Source organism: Dyadobacter chenwenxiniae (genome assembly GCF_022869785.1).
Classification (GTDB): Bacteria; Bacteroidota; Bacteroidia; order Cytophagales; family Spirosomataceae; genus Dyadobacter; species Dyadobacter chenwenxiniae.
In genome coordinates, this window is the sequence record NZ_CP094997.1 from 671,271 (window position 1) to 687,051 (window position 15,781).

The 15,781-nt window shown below is 47.3% G+C and carries 12 protein-coding genes; 8 read left to right on the top strand and 4 right to left on the bottom strand.

Translation table 11 applies throughout. The features are described 5' to 3' along the window. Window positions 1–421 precede the first annotated feature (421 nt). The 3 genes from MUK70_RS02775 to MUK70_RS02785 all read left to right on the top strand — a co-directional run bounded on the left by MUK70_RS02775 (window position 422) and on the right by MUK70_RS02785 (window position 6,251). Window positions 422–3,397, top strand: a complete 2,976-nt coding sequence (locus MUK70_RS02775; protein ID WP_234655483.1) for a glycosyltransferase family 117 protein — start codon at window positions 422–424, stop codon at window positions 3,395–3,397. A 90-nt stretch (window positions 3,398–3,487) separates the two neighbouring features. Beyond that, entirely contained in the window at window positions 3,488–5,116 is a 1,629-nt protein-coding gene (locus tag MUK70_RS02780; RefSeq protein ID WP_234655482.1) for an alpha-amylase family protein, read from the top strand. 211 nt (window positions 5,117–5,327) lie between these two features. Next, window positions 5,328–6,251 (top strand): hypothetical protein, encoded by a 924-nt coding sequence (locus MUK70_RS02785; protein ID WP_234655481.1) that lies wholly within the window; start codon window positions 5,328–5,330, stop codon window positions 6,249–6,251. On the opposite strand, the gene MUK70_RS02790 is transcribed toward MUK70_RS02785, so the two are convergent. After that, the gene (locus MUK70_RS02790; protein ID WP_234655480.1) at window positions 6,226–6,633 is read right to left on the bottom strand and encodes a winged helix-turn-helix transcriptional regulator; all 408 of its coding nucleotides are present in this window, start codon (window positions 6,631–6,633) and stop codon (window positions 6,226–6,228) included. The two genes, MUK70_RS02785 and MUK70_RS02790, sit on opposite strands and share 26 nt — an antisense overlap. A gap of 96 nt (window positions 6,634–6,729) precedes the next feature. Here MUK70_RS02790 and MUK70_RS02795 point away from each other — a divergent pair, with 96 nt between their 5' ends. Beyond that, window positions 6,730–7,098 carry a DoxX family protein gene (locus MUK70_RS02795; RefSeq protein WP_234655479.1) on the top strand — a complete coding sequence of 123 codons (369 nt, stop codon included), beginning with the start codon at window positions 6,730–6,732 and terminating at the stop codon, window positions 7,096–7,098. A gap of 19 nt (window positions 7,099–7,117) precedes the next feature. Here the strand turns inward: MUK70_RS02795 and MUK70_RS02800 are convergent, their stop codons facing one another. After that, window positions 7,118–9,349 (bottom strand): outer membrane protein assembly factor BamB family protein, encoded by a 2,232-nt coding sequence (locus MUK70_RS02800; protein ID WP_234655478.1) that lies wholly within the window; start codon window positions 9,347–9,349, stop codon window positions 7,118–7,120. A gap of 83 nt (window positions 9,350–9,432) precedes the next feature. Next, a complete protein-coding gene (locus tag MUK70_RS02805) occupies window positions 9,433–10,209 on the bottom strand; it encodes a DUF899 domain-containing protein (protein WP_234655477.1) in 777 nt (258 codons plus the stop codon). A gap of 128 nt (window positions 10,210–10,337) precedes the next feature. On the opposite strand from MUK70_RS02805, the gene MUK70_RS02810 reads away from it, so the two are divergent. Then, on the top strand, window positions 10,338–11,321 hold the full coding sequence (locus MUK70_RS02810) for a GlxA family transcriptional regulator (RefSeq protein ID WP_234655476.1): 984 nt from the start codon (window positions 10,338–10,340) through the stop codon (window positions 11,319–11,321). 96 nt (window positions 11,322–11,417) lie between these two features. Here the strand turns inward: MUK70_RS02810 and MUK70_RS02815 are convergent, their stop codons facing one another. Next, window positions 11,418–11,996, bottom strand: a complete 579-nt coding sequence (locus tag MUK70_RS02815; protein ID WP_234655475.1) for a hypothetical protein — start codon at window positions 11,994–11,996, stop codon at window positions 11,418–11,420. Between the two features lie 145 nt (window positions 11,997–12,141). On the opposite strand from MUK70_RS02815, the gene MUK70_RS02820 reads away from it, so the two are divergent. The 3 genes from MUK70_RS02820 to MUK70_RS02830 all read left to right on the top strand — a co-directional run bounded on the left by MUK70_RS02820 (window position 12,142) and on the right by MUK70_RS02830 (window position 15,678). After that, window positions 12,142–12,354: a hypothetical protein gene (locus MUK70_RS02820; RefSeq protein WP_234602314.1), complete on the top strand. Its 213-nt coding sequence runs from the start codon at window positions 12,142–12,144 to the stop codon at window positions 12,352–12,354. 155 nt (window positions 12,355–12,509) lie between these two features. After that, window positions 12,510–14,756: a M1 family metallopeptidase gene (locus MUK70_RS02825; RefSeq protein ID WP_234655474.1), complete on the top strand. Its 2,247-nt coding sequence runs from the start codon at window positions 12,510–12,512 to the stop codon at window positions 14,754–14,756. Window positions 14,757–14,808: 52 nt separating this feature from the next. Next, the gene (locus MUK70_RS02830) at window positions 14,809–15,678 is read left to right on the top strand and encodes a ThuA domain-containing protein (RefSeq protein ID WP_234655473.1); all 870 of its coding nucleotides are present in this window, start codon (window positions 14,809–14,811) and stop codon (window positions 15,676–15,678) included. The last annotated feature ends 103 nt before the right edge of the window (window positions 15,679–15,781 follow it).

Sequence of the window (15,781 nt, forward strand, 5' to 3'; positions counted from 1 at the left end):
TTGTCGAATGTTTACTACGAAACGTCAACAAATTCGCACGGCATAATTATTAAACCAGGTGAACAATTTTATCTAACAATATTTATATTTACCACACGAACGCTTGCAGGTCGTTTTGAATAACCCTAAAAAAATATTTTTCTAAGGAGATGCCAGTAACATTTCACTATCATATTGAAGACAGGGCTTTATCTTTTTTTGGAGCCGTTGCTTTCACGATCACCGCAGGATCGCTGCTCTGGCTTTCTGCTATTTATGCGCTTTACCATCTCCTGATAGTATGAACAGCAGCATGTAGTTGTGTTAAATTAAGTTAAATGCTTGATATTGAGAGGGTCGGTTAACTTTTTTTAAGAGTTGGCAGGACATCCCTTCAAGGCGCTTTCGATAGCTTTGAACCTCAGGCTAAACTTAATTTAACATGACATTTTTCAAAAAATGGAACAACATTACAGGCTGGGCCGTCTTTTTCACGGCCTTTGTGACGTATTTGCTTACCATGGAACGTACTGCCAGTTTCTGGGATTGCGGAGAATTTATTGCTGCTGCGTTTAAATTGCAGGTTCCCCATCCGCCGGGAGCACCTTTTTTTCTGCTTGTCGGCAGACTCTTTTCCTTGCTTGCTTTTGGAGATGTTACCCGCGTAGCTTATTGGGTAAACATGGTTTCAGTCGTTAGCAGCGCTTTCACCATCCTGTTCTTGTTTTGGACTATTACATTATTGGTCAGGAAATTGATCGGTAATCCGGAACAAGAGGTAAGCAAACCGGATGCGATAATCGTCATTTTATCGGGCGTAACAGGGGCGCTTGCTTACGCCTGGTCTGATTCGTTCTGGTTTTCAGCGGCCGAAGCAGAGGTTTACGGCCTGTCATCGTTCTTCACGGCTATTGTGATCTGGGCAGTTTTCAAATGGGAACAAACAAAGGATGCGGCTACGGCCAACCGCTGGCTGATCCTGATCGCTTACTTGATTGGCATTTCCATTGGTGTGCATTTGCTGAACCTGGTCACCATCCCGGCCCTGGCGCTGATCTATTATTACAAAAAATATCCAAAACCCACTGTTAAGGGGCGAATTATGGCTTTTTGCGGCGGATTGGTCGTTTTAGCCATTATCAATTCCGGCATTATCCCAGGTTTGCCGGATCTGGCTGGCAAGTTTGAAATTTTCTTTGTCAATGCGCTGGGGCTTCCTTACAATTTCGGAATTGCCTTTTTCGTCATTCTCTTTCTCGGGACATTAAGCTGGGCGATCCGTCATGCGCACAAAAAAGAAAAGGTTTTGCTTAATACGGCTTTGTTATCGCTTGTTTTTGTGCTGATCGGCTATTCCTCTTATATGATGGTGCTTGTCCGCTCGGAATATAACCCGCCGATCAATGAGAATAATCCCAGTGATGTATTACGTTTTGTGTCTTATCTAAAAAGGGAGCAATATGAAAGCAGACCATTGCTTTATGGACCGTCATTCACTTCGAAGCCCGTAACCCAGGAGCACGGCGCGCCGGTTTATCGCAAAAAGGATGGAAAATATGTGATCATCGATTATCGTCCGGTTTACGGGTATGAGCCAGGCAGCAATATTCTTTTCCCGCGCATGTACAGTGCACAGCCGGGCCACCCGCAGCTTTATCAGCAAATGACGGGCCTGGCAGAAGGGCAGCAACCGACGATGAGACATAACCTGGCCTACCTGTTTGGTCACCAGATCGGGCACATGTACTGGCGCTATTTTCTGTGGAATTTCGTAGGCCGCGAAAGTGACCAGGAAGGAGCAGGGACGGTTTTGCCCTGGCAGGTTCCCAGCCAGTTTCCTTCATCTATTACGAACAATAAAGGGCATAACAACTTTTTTATGCTGCCGCTTTTGCTGGGCCTTGCAGGGCTTTTATGGATGTACAGAAAGCGTCGCGACGACCTGGTGGTTCTTACTTTAATGTTTGTTTTGACTGGCGTCGGGCTTGTGATTTATCTCAATTCGCCACCCACGGAGCCGCGCGAACGCGATTATATTTACGTTGGGTCCTTTTACATTTTCTGCATCTGGATTGGATTTGGCGTTATGGCAGTTGCGGGATTTTTACAAAAAGCGGTGAAGAAAGCCACCTTACGCACCACATTAACCGTGGCTGCAAGCCTCTCTGTTCCCTTGATCATGGTTGCAAAAGGATGGGATAACCACGACCGCAGCAACCGCTACCATTCGGTTGATTTTGCACGAAACCTGCTCAATTCCTGCGCTCCTAATGCGATACTTTTCACAGGAGGTGATAATGATACATTCCCTTTATGGTATTTGCAGGAGGTTGAGGGCGTTCGTACGGACGTGCGCGTATGCGTGCAGACTTTTCTGGGCCTCGATTGGTACATTGAGCAGCTCAAACGGAAGACCAACAAGTCGGAGCCATTACCGCTATCCCTGGATATGGATGATTATGCAATGGGTAAAAACGATTTCGTGCCGTTTTATGAGGTCCCTTCTGTCAAAAGCGGCATTAACCTGAAAGAATATCTTGAACTGGTTAACCAGGAAAACAAGGCGATTCAGGTTCCGCTCACCAGTGGCGATATGACCTCGATTTTACCTTCTTCCACACTCTTTTTACCGGTGGATGCTGAAAAGGTCAAGTCCATGAACATTATCAAAAGTGCGCTTTTGCCTATGCTTTCCGATTCCATGAGCTGGAACATTGGCACAAAGGACCTGTACAAAAGCGATCTGGTAATGTTGGATATAATAGCAACAAACAATTGGAAACGACCTGTCTATTTTTCTTCAACAATGGGCGCAACACATAATCTGGGACTGCAGGAGTACATGCAGTTGGAAGGTTACACGTACCGTTTGCTGCCAGTGCGCGTACAGGGAGCTTCGGATGGGTATGTCAATGCAGAAATTATGTACGATAATATGATGAAGAAAATGAAATGGCGTTCGCTGAACGACCCTAATGTATATTACGACGACACCTATCGTGGCTCCCCGGTTGCCACTGCGCGCATTTCGTTTCTGCGGCTTGCAGGCCAGCTAATCGCTGAAAATGATTTGAAAAAAGCCAGAGAAGTGGTAAATACAGCAATGACGGTCATGCCTGATGACACGATCCCATTTGACCAGTTTTCTGTTGGTTTTTTGGGCATGCTGTTTGACCTGGGCGAAGACAAAAAAGCACTGGACTCGGCCAGGACCATGGCGCTCCGTTCGGATGAAAATCTCTCCTGGATCCAGAAAAATGGTGGGGTCCGCAACAGGGATGTGAATGTGGATCTTTACATACTTCAAACCATCGTTCAGGAATGCAAACGTGCTAAGCAAGAAGCCGCAGCGCAGCAGTACGATGCCATTTTCAGGAAACATCTGCTGGCATTTAATATGTATACCGCAGGTAACTAAGAGTTGATTTTATTAAGTAAATGCCGTGGAATGCAGATTTCATGGCATTGCTTTTTTACGGCACTGTCATTATCAACAAATCTCAAACCTATGCTTGAAGACCTTTGGTACAAAAACGCTGTGATTTACAGCCTCGATCTTGAAACATTCATGGACGCCAACAGTGATGGCACAGGCGATTTTGAGGGACTTTGCAACCGGCTGGATTATCTGCACGCATTAGGACTTGACACGATCTGGCTCGCACCTTTTCAACCTACGCCAAACCGGGATAATGGTTACGATATCAGCGATTTTTATGGTGTAGACCCGCGTCACGGTTCCAGCGGGGACTTTGTCAGCTTCATCCATAAGGCACGAAAACTTGGCATTAAGGTTATCATTGACCTGGTCGTAAACCACACTTCGGACCAGCACCGCTGGTTTCAGGAAGCGCGGTCTTCGAAGGATAATCCCAAGCGGGACTGGTATGTTTGGTCCGACAAGCGGCCAGCCGACTGGAACAAAGGCATGCTTTTCCCGGGCGTGCAAAAAGCTACCTGGACCAAGGATAAGGAGTCAAAGGAATATTATTTCCACCGTTTCTACGAATTTCAACCCGACCTGAACACGGATAATCCCGAAGTAAGAGAAGAGATAAACAAGATTATGGGTTACTGGCTAGAACTGGGCATTGCCGGGTTCCGGGTGGACGCGGTGCCTTTTATTTTAGAATCCAGTCATTCCAAAGCGGGCAGTAAACCCAAGCTGCATTTCGAATATCTCAAAGAAATGCGAAAATTCCTGCAATGGCGCAAAGGTGACGCAGTGCTGTTGGGAGAGGCTAATGTGCTGCCCGACGAAAGCAAGAAATACTTTGGTGAAGAAGGTGAAGGCATTCATTTAATGTTCAATTTTTTTGTGAACCAATATACTTTCTACGCCCTTGCCACCGCCGATACCAGTCCGCTGATCAAAGCGCTTGAAGCCACCCGTGACATTCCTGGGAGCAGCCAATGGGCATACTTTCTGCGCAACCACGATGAGCTGGACCTGGGCAGGCTGACAGAAGAAGAACGTCAGACGGTTTTCGCAAGATTCGGTCCCGAAAAAAACATGCAGCTTTATGAGCGGGGCATCCGACGCAGGCTTTCGCCTATGCTGGGCAGCAGACAGCAAACAGAACTCGCTTATAGTTTGATGTTCTCGTTGCCCGGAACACCCGTGATCCGCTACGGTGATGAAATTGGCATGGGGGATAACCTGGAACTGGAGGAACGCGATGCGGTGCGAACGCCAATGCAATGGTCGGGGGAGAAACAAGCCGGATTTTCCAAAGCAGAAACGCTCATCCATCCCGTTGTAGATGAAGGTTATTATTCTTTTGAACACGTCAATGTTGAAAATCAGCGGCGTGAACCGGGATCATTGCTGAACTGGATGACCTCGCTCATCCGGATGCGCAAGGAGTGCCCCGAGATCGGTTATGGTAACTGGGAAATCATGGACACCGGGCACAAGGAAATCCTGGGCATGCGCTACACCTGGAAGAATAAGATCCTGCTCATATGGCATAACTTCCACGAAAAATCGCTTGAACTGGTTGTGCCCGAAAAAATGGCCGGAGCATCCCGCATAGCCGATCTGATGAGCAACATTGAAAGCGTTGCGGATGAAAAAAACAGCCACACCATTACATTGGAAGCCTATGGTTACCGCTGGTTCCGCACAGTTTCGTAACGAACTGAGCTAATTTTGAATTGCAGAGGGCGTCCGTACAGTAGTTACAGTTTAAATTTACATTGGGTTAATATTCAAGTCGTTATAATTGTGATCGTAATCCTTATAGTCCGCAGGTGTCATAGCTTGCGGACTATAAGGATTTCAATGTTGTATACGAAATACTATATTGCAGTAAATACATTGGCCCAGCGATATTCACTTTTTACACATGCTTTTTAAACAAACGCTCATCTTGCGGGTGTGTTTTGTACTCATTACCTGCCTCGCATTACTACCCGCTTCGGCGCAACATACGCTCGAATTTGTCCAGGACGGGGTTAATAACAGTTACAATCCGCCCGTTCCCAAAGGGCCCACTTCCATTCCGCAAACACTTGCTTTTTTTCTCAATAACAATGGGAGCAAAGACGAAGGAATTTACTTTCAAAGTCTGCAATCCAGGCTATCCGTTACATTCAGTTTCGATGATCAGACATACATTACCGTTCCGCAGCATGTTACCGGCATGACGTTTGGGGCAGCTTCGGGTGCCAGTGCCAGCCAGGTGAAATCGGTCCCGGTTGTCAACAATAATTTCTTCGAAGATTCAACGCGGACGATTTTCACTGCACATCCTAAGGGGCAAGCGGGGCGAGGAGTCAATGTGTACAATAGTGTGGGTGTGCAGATTTTCCTGTCCGCCAAACCATTGCTCACTGCCAACGCGCCGACCTCGGATACCAGTCGTTATTACTATGGAAAGCTGCGTTTGCAATTTAGCCGGCCTGTTAACAACCCGGTCATTTCGTTAGTCGGCCTTGGCGCCACGACCAACTTCTCGGATAAGCGGCTGGGTTTTGCAACGGAACTGGAATTGCAGTCACCAGGGCGCACGCTCATCAAACTTTCAGGAAGCAAGGAGCTTGTATTAGATGATACCAAAACGAAAATACTACATACAAAGTCAGCAATTACAGGGAACTGCGGCAATGGCGCTGCTTGCGGGAGCCTGATGGTAACAGGCTCCGACGTGACGAGCCTGGTCTTTGGGGTTTATCTCCGAGCTGATGGCGGCCCGGGTGTTTGGGGAACGCAAAAAGTGACAAATTCGGGTGATATGTGGCACATTACAGTGTCGCTTCCTGAGCAATAGGCTCGGGTATTTGCCGATCGTCCTGGCGTATTTTTGCCCGGTGCATTTCGCCCCATTCTACAAGCGCGCCCATGACCGGGTCGAGCGTCTGGCTGTATTCGGTGAGTCTGTATTCGACTATCACAGGTATGTCTGTGAATACTTTTCTTGTCAGAAAGCCATTGATCTCTAACTCTTTAAGCTCATTAGAAAGCACACGCGGCGATATACCGGGAATCATCCGCTGCAATTCATTAAAGCGTGTGCCGCCTTCTTTGAGTGCTACAATAATCCGCAACCGCCACTTCCCGCCGATCACGTAAAGTGCATCGCCAATCGCCCCCAGCTTACTATTGCATTCATGGACCGAAAGACGCTGCACATCTTCATCTGTATATTCCATATTATTACTAACTAACTTAGAGGATACTGCTAACCTTTTGTATACTACTATATTTATGTAAGTAAAGGTAGTTAGATTTGCTGAAAAAAAACAATTATGAAAGCAAGGAAAATTATCACGATAGGAGTTACCGTAATCGCCAGCGCAATGGTTGTATTTAGCGGAATTATGAAGCTGACTGCCGGCGAAGAGGTTGTTAGCGCTATGAGCAAGATAGGCATAGCAGAATACCTTGTTCCGCTCGCATTGATGGAGATAGGGTTTACAGCATTATTTCTCTACCCTAAAACAATGAAAATCGGGTTTATTCTGCTGTCCTGCTACTTTGCGGGAGCCTTGGCCACAGAACTTTCTCACGGTACGCCATTCAATGCGCTTTTGCCTATTGTCTTGGTATGGATTTCTGCTTTCCTGCGTGATAGCAGCATTTTCCTGCCTAATACAACGGCGCAGAAGATTTTCTGAATTACTGCTGAAAGGAGCTTTAAGGTAACTTAAATGCCATAATGGATCCGGAGGGATTTTCCTTACTTCCACCCACCGACAGTGCAACATATTGCTTACCCGCATGCATATATGTGCAGGCAGTTGCATTGGCGACTCCGGGTAGGAGGGTTTCCCAAAGGATTTTCCCTGTCCTTTTATCGATCGCGCGAAGCTTCTTATCGTTTGTTCCGCTGATAAAAATGAGCCCGCCAGCTGTTACGATGGGCCCGGCGGAGCCTTCCTGGCCTGTTTCGGGTGCATCTTTTGCTTGCAGCCGTTCATTGTTTCCAAGCGGGATCTGCCACACATATTCTCCGGTTGTGAGGTTGATCGCACTCAATGTTCCCCATGGCGGGCGCAGGGCAGGATGCCCATCCGGATCGCGAAAATGGCCGTAAGCTGTCAGGTTCAGATATTTATCTGCGCCAGCTCTGGTTTGGCCGGTTTCCATTTTGGTAACCTTGCCAGAATTTTGCTCACGTTCATACAGGAATGCCAGGATCCCTTTTTCCTTGCCTTTGACCACGCTGGCAAAAGCAGGCATTTTTCCTCCGCCCTTTTTGATTTTGTCCAAAGCCGCTTCCCGCGTCATGCGGTTTTTGAGGCCAATCAGCGAAGGGTAATTGGGTTCATCTCCATTCTTGTCCTTTCCGTGACAAGCCATGCAATAGGTTGTGTAAATCGTTTTACCCTGTTCAAAAACAGTCAGGTCCTTCGCCTCTTTTTCCGCATCCACCTTTTTCATGGACTGGATTTCTGGTGAGTCGTTGGATTTGATAAAAAGCACCGAAGTAGAGGGGTCATAAGCAGCACCGCCCCATTCCGCACCGCCCCGCGTGCCCGGCAGCATCAATGTGCCTTTCAGGTCTGGCGGCGTGAAAAGCCCTTCGTAACGCATTGAGCGAAACTTTTTAAGAATGGAATCACGACCTGCGTCGGTGTAATGTGTGAGGTCTGCTTCGGTCATCCATTGCCTGGCAAAGGGCTTGGGTTTTAGCGGAAATGGCTGCGTGGGCCAGGAATCCTCGCCGGGAATGCTGGATACGGGCACTTTCCTTTCCTCAATCGGGAAAAGCGGTTCGCCCGTTTCCCGATTGAAAACAAAAACAAATCCATGCTTGGTGACCTGGGCGACCGCGTCCACAACCTTTCCGTCACGCTGGACGGTGACCAGATTGGGCGGAGCGGGCAGATCGTAATCCCAAAGGTCATGATGGACAAGCTGATAGTGCCAGATATACTTCCCGGTAGCGGCGTGAAGCGCCACCACGCTGTTTCCGTATAAATTACTCCCTTTCCTGTCTGCCCCGTAAAAGTCGTAGCTGGGAGAACCCAGTGCGAGGAAAACGATTCCTCTTTTAATGTCCAGGCTCATCCCAGCCCAGTCATTTACGCCGCCTGCATATTTGTAGGCATTCTTTGGCCATGTTTCGTAGCCAGGCTCGCCGGGTAGCGGGATGGTGTGGAATGTCCATTCCAGTTTGCCGGTCACGCAGCTGTAGGCGCGGATGTATCCCGGTTGTGCGCCATAAAGTTCAGAAACTTCGGCGCCCATAATGAGCAGGTCCTGATACACAATTCCCGGGCTGGTCGGGATCACAGAAATGGTTTCCGGGTCGTCACGAAGCCCTACATTCATACTGACTTTTCCCTCTTTCCCAAATGTTGGAATGGGTTGGCCCGTCTGTGCATTCAATGCGAACAGCACATCGCCACCGGTCACCAGTATGCGTTTGTCCTCATCTTTTTCCCAATAAGTAACGCCGCGGCTTACCCCGCCGCCTTCGGCCCCTTCAAATGGATCGAATGTCCAGATTTGCCTGCCGGTTCCTGCATCCACTGCGTAAACCAGATGTTTTGCGGAAGTGGCGTACATCACACCATCTATAATGATAGGATTGCATTCGCTGTTTCCTGCCCGTGATCCGGGCTTCATGTCGCTGAATGTGAAGGTCCAGGCAGATTGCAACTCGCGCACGTTCGTGGCGTTGATCTGGCTGAGTGAGGCGTAGCTGGTGCTTTCTGCATCGGCTTTATAAATGGCCCAGGTGCGGTCCTTCTCTTTCGTATGGTAAGCCACCAGTGCGGCGAATGCTGTGATTGCCAGCACCAGGCTTAGGTTTTTTCGGAAAAGGCGCAGCGCAATTTGTAGAAATTCAATCATATAGGGGTTGAAATCCTGCGAAAGTGACGGTTTAGGAAGAATGTCCCTTTTAAGAAAAATGGACATGAATGAAAAGAAGCGCGTAACGCCGTTTTACTTCCTGGCCCAAACCGGATGCATTTATTTGGATCTCAACCCCTTCCTATATATTAGTGACAACAGGAATTATTGTCTTTTTTGAAATCGTCGTATTTATCATGATGACGCATCCAGTCCATCGTGCTATCTTCATTTCTGCCTTTTGGCGTCAGGTCCAGGTAATTATATGCACCAATGAGCGCGTCGCAGCCGCGTGAATAGCTGGAATAGGTGTGATAAATGTTCCCCATTTCATCTTTATAAAACACGCTGCTTCCCGGCGATTCGGTTCCTTCATCGTGTTTGAGGTTTTGGTAGTTGTAATAAATTTCGCCGCTTTCGACTTGTTCCGGGGTAAAGGAAACAAAATAGTCATAATTGAAATCGCTGTCGAAGGACGATACCCATTTGAACTTCCATTCCATACGGCTTTTAAAGGGTGACAATTCCTGTAACGGAGCACGGGAAACAACTACTACGGAAATGTCGTGGTGCGCGAGGTGCAGATTGGCGCCATCGATATGGTCGGCCAGGAAAGAGCAACCTGGGCAGCCTTCTTTCCAGCCTGGGGCAAACATGAAATGATAAATGATAAGCTGGCTTTTCCCGCCAAAAAGATCCGAAAGCGTTTCATTACCCTGCTCGCTCTGGAATGAATAGGATTTGTCAACCTTCACCCAAGGCAGCTTGCGGCGTTGACGGGCCAGCTCATCATTGAGGCGGGTGAGCTCCTTCTCTTTTTTTAGCAGCACCTTGCGCTCCTCGATCCATTCCTGTTGCGATACAATGCGATGGTGCTCAGTGCTTTCAGCTGGAATTGCGGCCATCATTTCATGTTGTTTGTCCATGTTTCTGTTATTGATGTTTACAAACTTCCCTAATAATTTTGTAAAGCAAGCTGTGCAAAAACGCCGGATTTAGGGGGTGTTTGAGACAGATCGTTCAAATTCCTTAGCCAACTCAAACTTACCTTATCATGAAAAAAATTGCACTTGTTGTTCACGAAGACGCCGTATTGTCATCTATTTCCTGTGTTCTGGATCTGTTTGCAGGCACAAATCACATCCTTGCCGCCGCGGGTAAACAATCCGCATTTGAGGTTGAACTGGTCGGTGAAAGATCAGATAATATTCGCCTGGAAGGCCATACCCAGCTTGTTGCGCTGAAAACTTTTGAAGAAGTGATCGACGCAGACCTGATCGTCGTTACAGCCTTTCTCGGTGATGTAGAAAACTTATTGGCTAAAAATCGGGCAGCCATTATGTGGATAAAAGAAATGAGCGGAAAAGGTGTGGAGGTGGCCAGCTTGTGCGTGGGTAGTTATTTTCTGGCCGAGGCCGGGCTGTTATCTGGCAAAACATGCACATCCCATTGGATGGCTATTGATGATATGAGAAAAAGATATCCCGATGCCCAGGTGCTCTCCGACATGGTGCTGACCGATCATGAAGGCGTTTACACAAGCGGAGGGGCATTTTCCTCACTCAACTTAATCCTGTATCTGATCGAGAAATTCTGTGGCCGTGCGGTTTGTATTCCGGTTAGCAAAATGTTTTCCATTGATATGGATCGGGTAAGTCAGGCACACTTTGCGGTATTTAAGGGGCAACGCAGGCATGAAGATGAGGTGATACTCAAAGCGCAAACCTACATTGAGCAAAATTATCACATGCAAATTTCCATTGATCAGGTGGCTGATCAGACGCACATGAGCAAGCGAAATTTTATCAGGCGATTTAAATCAGCTACGCAGAATACACCATTAGAATACATTCAGCGCGTTAAAATTGAGTCTGCAAAAAAGGCTCTTGAAAGCAGCTCGCAGGATATTGCCCATGTTATGTACGATTCGGGATATAATGATATGAAGACTTTCCGGGGCGTTTTCAAACGGATTACAGGACTGACTCCCCAGGATTATCGCAAAAAATACAGTCGCTCCGGAGCAATTGCAGCCTGATTTTCAGTGTGTTTGACATAACTAATCTGTCGATATGCGCTGTTGGTACGATTCTTTTTGCCTAATCTTAATAATATTATAAACATTAACGATTCATCACCAAAAACCAAATGTCATGAAAGCGATAAAGTTAAACATACTAGCTATTGCATTATTAGGATCGACCGCCGTGTTCGCGCAGACAACAACGCCGTCAAGCAGTACGCCGTCAAGTAGCACGCCGTCCAGCACAACGCAACCGTCATCCACGTCCGGTAGTTCAACACAGCCAAAAACAGTTCCTGGAAGCTCGAACCAGCCATCCACATTGCCGGGAGCAACCCAGCCAGGATCTACAACGCGGCCCGGTTCAACAACAACAACCCAGCCGTCGACTACAACACCGAGCTCAACGACAACGCCATCGTCAATCCCGCCGGGCACTGTGCCTGACAGGACTACACAGCCATCGAGCACTGTACCAAGTTCAACTACGCAGCCATCGACAACTGTACCAGGAAGCACAACGCAGCCATCATCCAACACAGTGCCTAACAGCAATGTGCCGGCTTCAAGCATTCCGAATAATACGACACAACCTTCGACTGTTCCGCAGAGTACTACTGTCCCATCATCAACAGTGCCGGGAAGTGCTACAACGCCGTCATCATCATCGACAGTTCCAGGAAGCAGCACTTCAAGACCAGCAACTCCCCGGAATTAATAGCCGGACATAGTCAAGTTTTGAAATATGAACAGCCCGCCCATCGGTGGGCTGTTTTGTTATAAAATAAATTGCTGGTACGGGAATTTACAAAACGGTGTTAAAAATTGAAACATTATGCCAAATATCGAAAATAGAGATCCTTCGGGATCAGTAAAAGCGGGAACAACGCTATCCGTAACCAATGCCTCATCCGAAAATGAGGCAATTCTGGCCGTCGAGAATTATCTGAGGGTAAATAAAGGGGAAGGACTCGAAATGTCGCTGCCCACAAAAGGCGATGACGGAAGTTATCTCATCAAACTGGAAGACGCGACAGCTGCGTCTTAATGATCTATCCAGGATTGCGAATGCTTTTTAGCCGTTTAAAAATCCATACGGTCACAGGATAAACGGTTTGTACTCCATCACCACCCTTTTCTCATATTAGCGCGTAAGATCAATGTCCGGTTGTTAAGAACACGGAACCGTCAAACCCGCTAATTATGAGAAAATTTTTGCTATTATATTTACTGATTTTCAGTTCGTTAGCTGAGGCGCAGCAGCAGGCAGAATGTCAAAAGGAGACAGAGAATATATCAGTCATGGAGCAAAAGGGCTTTCAGCGCAGGCTGGAAGCCACTGGCGCCCATGCACGGACTAGCGCCTCGCAAAATTTCGACGTTATATACTATCGTTGCGAATGGGAAGTGGATCCGGCGGTTCGTTACATTAAAGGGAATGTCACCACGCATTTTGTAATGACTGATGCAGGAAATTCTATTACATTGGACCTTGCCAACGAGCACACGATCAGTGCAGTAACCCGGAATAATGTCCCGCTATCATTCACACACAGTAATGGTGCTGTTACTATTTCCTTCGCGTCACCCATTATAAGCGGCTCCAAAGATTCGGTCAGCATTACTTACGGTGGTATTCCGACCACCACTTTTGGTCCGTTTGCTACAGCCACACATGGTCCCGATATGGTTCCCGCCATGTGGACATTGAGTGAGCCCTTCGGTGCGAAAGACTGGTGGCCGTGCAAGAATGGGCTGGATGACAAAGCCGATTCGATCGACGTTTATCTGAAACATCCTTCCATTTACAAGGCGGCTTCCAATGGTCTTTTGAAGTCGGAGACGCCTGTGTCCGGGTCCAAAATGGTCACGCATTGGAGACACCGCTATCCCATTGCCAGCTATCTTGTCTGTTTTGCCGTTTCCAATTATAATGTGTTGAATAATAGCGTCGATATTGGTGGGACGGCCATTCCCGTGCAGACTTACTGCTATCCCGAAAATGAGGCTACATTCGCTGCTGGTGCGCAAAATGCCATGAATGCAATGGTGCAATTCAGCGACTTACTAGGCGATTATCCATTCAAAAAGGAAAAATATGGGCACGTCCAATTTGCATTTGGCGGCGGAATGGAGCATCAAACGTGCTCATTTATGGTCAATATGGGGGAAAATCTTATTGCACATGAGCTTGCCCATCAATGGTTTGGAGATAAAATAACCTGCGGCAATTGGGAGGATATCTGGCTGAATGAGGGTTTTGCAACGCACATGGCCAATATTTATATTGAAAATAAATTTCCTGCCAATGCCACGGTTTACCGCAATGCGCAAATCAACGCCATCACTGCCGATCCGGGCGGGTCCGTAAAGGTCGATGATGTGAGTAGTCCAAACCGTATTTTCAGCCAGCGTCTGAGCTACTTCAAAGGTTCGCACCTGCTGTTTATGCTTCGTTGGATACTCAGCGATGCGGTATTTTTCGCCGCCGTGAAAAATTATCTGCAAGATCCCGCGCTCGCATATGGCTTCGCGACAACCGATAATCTTAAAAGTCATTTGGAGGCCGTTAGCGGAAAGGATCTGACCTACTTTTTCGATCAGTGGTTTACCGGTCAGGGCTATCCTTCTTATCAAATCCAATGGTTTCCTGATAATAACAATGTGCAGATCAAGATCAGCCAAATGACTTCGCACCCTTCGGTAGGCTTTTTCCAATTGCCTCTTCCGTTGCTGTTCCAAAATACGACGACAGGGCAGCAGAAACTGGTAGTTCTCAACAATACAACCAGCGGACAAACATTTTTCGAAAACCTTGGCTTCGAACCCAACATGGTAACATTCGACCCCGAAAAATGGCTGGTTACCAAAAACAATGTTATCACAAAATCCTCCGATCCGCTGCCGGTTACATTTGAATCTGCCAAAATTCAATGTCTGGGTGAGCAGCCACAGCTTGTGTGGATAACATCGCAGGAAGTTAGCGCCGATGTTTTTGAAATTCAGAAAAGTAGCGACGCAATCAACTGGTCAGCGATCGGTTCGGTCGCCGCGGTAGGTAACAGCATCGATTTGAAGCATTATACTTACACCGACAACATTTCGAATGTAAAAGGCGCATATTACCGCATTGCGGAAAAGGATCTGGATGGTAAAGTGCAGTATTCGCGCATTTTGCGAAATACATGCGCAACGCTGCAAAAATCTGATCTCGTCGTATCTCCGAATCCGGTTCATGATGTGTTGCATTTTGAAACCGCTGACAAGCAGCAGGGGGTAGGAAAAGTTGCTATATTCAATGCAGATGGCCATTTGATACAAACAGAGCAGGTTTCTGAATCAAGTCCGAATTCCATTAATGTCGCAGGGTTACAGCGCGGAACCTACATTTTGCAGCTCGAAGATGCCGATCAGAAACTAGTAAAGGCAGTCAGGTTTGTCAAGGACTAAGCATATGGCGTGATTTTTTACCAGTTTCATTCATAACCGAAGATATATAAGGATGAAGCGGATACTGAGAATCACATTGTTACTTGTTTTTTTGAGCGGATACAGCTTTGCTCAAAAAATTGTGTTTATAGCCGGGCAAGATAGCCATGGCAAAGGAGAGCACGAGCATCAGGGCGGGAGCACATTGCTCGTCAAAGCGATTAAGGAGGGACTTCCTGGCGTTGATGCTGTTCTTGTTCAGAATGGCTGGCCAAAAGACAGCTCCGTTTTGAATGATGCCGATGCCATTGTGATTTATGCAGATGGCGGCGGTGACCATTTGTTAATGCCGCATTTGACAGAGATGGATAGATTAACGAAGAAGGGAGTCGGGTTGGTTATGCTGCATTTTTCGCTGGAAGTTCCTGCAGGGAAGGTCGGGAATTATCTTAAGGACTGGATCGGAGGTTATTTTGAGATCAATTGGTCTGTTAACCCGGTTTGGGAAGCCGCTTTTTCAAGCTTTCCGGATCACCCGATCGCCAATGGTGTTAAGCCGTTTTCGATTCAAGACGAATGGTATTATCACATGCGATTTGCGGATGGAATGAAGAATATCACGCCCATTTTGCAAGCGCTGCCGCCGGAATCGACTTTGAAAGGGAAGGATGGGACGCATTCAAACAATCCGGCTGTTCGGGAAGCCGTGCTTACCAAAAAGGAGTTGCAGCCCGTTGCCTGGGCACTTGTCCGGCCAGATGGAGGCCGGGGTTTCGGTTTTTCAGGTGGTCACATGCATAAGAATTGGGGCAACGATAATTTCAGAAAAGTAGTCCTGAATGCCATTGCCTGGGCCGCCAAAGCCCAGATCCCCAAAGAGGGAATCCCATCCACAACGCCTACCGAGGCGGAGCTGAATGCCTTAACGAAGAAGATGGAATAGCAAAAGTTGCTTTCATTTTTCCCGCCAATTTAACAAAGAATAAAAAATTTTTGGTATTGCGTGTTCTTTAACTTTACTTTGTCTATCAAATTAGTAGGATTCT

What these genes read in the sequence shown, in the direction of transcription:
- MUK70_RS02775 (WP_234655483.1), top strand. Translation starts at nt 422, where the DNA reads ATGACATTTTTCAAAAAATGGAACAACATTACAGGCTGGGCCGTCTTT.
- MUK70_RS02780 (WP_234655482.1), top strand. Translation starts at nt 3,488, where the DNA reads ATGCTTGAAGACCTTTGGTACAAAAACGCTGTGATTTACAGCCTCGAT.
- MUK70_RS02785 (WP_234655481.1), top strand. Translation starts at nt 5,328, where the DNA reads ATGCTTTTTAAACAAACGCTCATCTTGCGGGTGTGTTTTGTACTCATT.
- MUK70_RS02790 (WP_234655480.1), bottom strand. Translation starts at nt 6,633, where the DNA reads ATGGAATATACAGATGAAGATGTGCAGCGTCTTTCGGTCCATGAATGC.
- MUK70_RS02795 (WP_234655479.1), top strand. Translation starts at nt 6,730, where the DNA reads ATGAAAGCAAGGAAAATTATCACGATAGGAGTTACCGTAATCGCCAGC.
- MUK70_RS02800 (WP_234655478.1), bottom strand. Translation starts at nt 9,349, where the DNA reads ATGTCCATTTTTCTTAAAAGGGACATTCTTCCTAAACCGTCACTTTCG.
- MUK70_RS02805 (WP_234655477.1), bottom strand. Translation starts at nt 10,209, where the DNA reads ATGGACAAACAACATGAAATGATGGCCGCAATTCCAGCTGAAAGCACT.
- MUK70_RS02810 (WP_234655476.1), top strand. Translation starts at nt 10,338, where the DNA reads ATGAAAAAAATTGCACTTGTTGTTCACGAAGACGCCGTATTGTCATCT.
- MUK70_RS02820 (WP_234602314.1), top strand. Translation starts at nt 12,142, where the DNA reads ATGCCAAATATCGAAAATAGAGATCCTTCGGGATCAGTAAAAGCGGGA.
- MUK70_RS02825 (WP_234655474.1), top strand. Translation starts at nt 12,510, where the DNA reads ATGAGAAAATTTTTGCTATTATATTTACTGATTTTCAGTTCGTTAGCT.
- MUK70_RS02830 (WP_234655473.1), top strand. Translation starts at nt 14,809, where the DNA reads ATGAAGCGGATACTGAGAATCACATTGTTACTTGTTTTTTTGAGCGGA.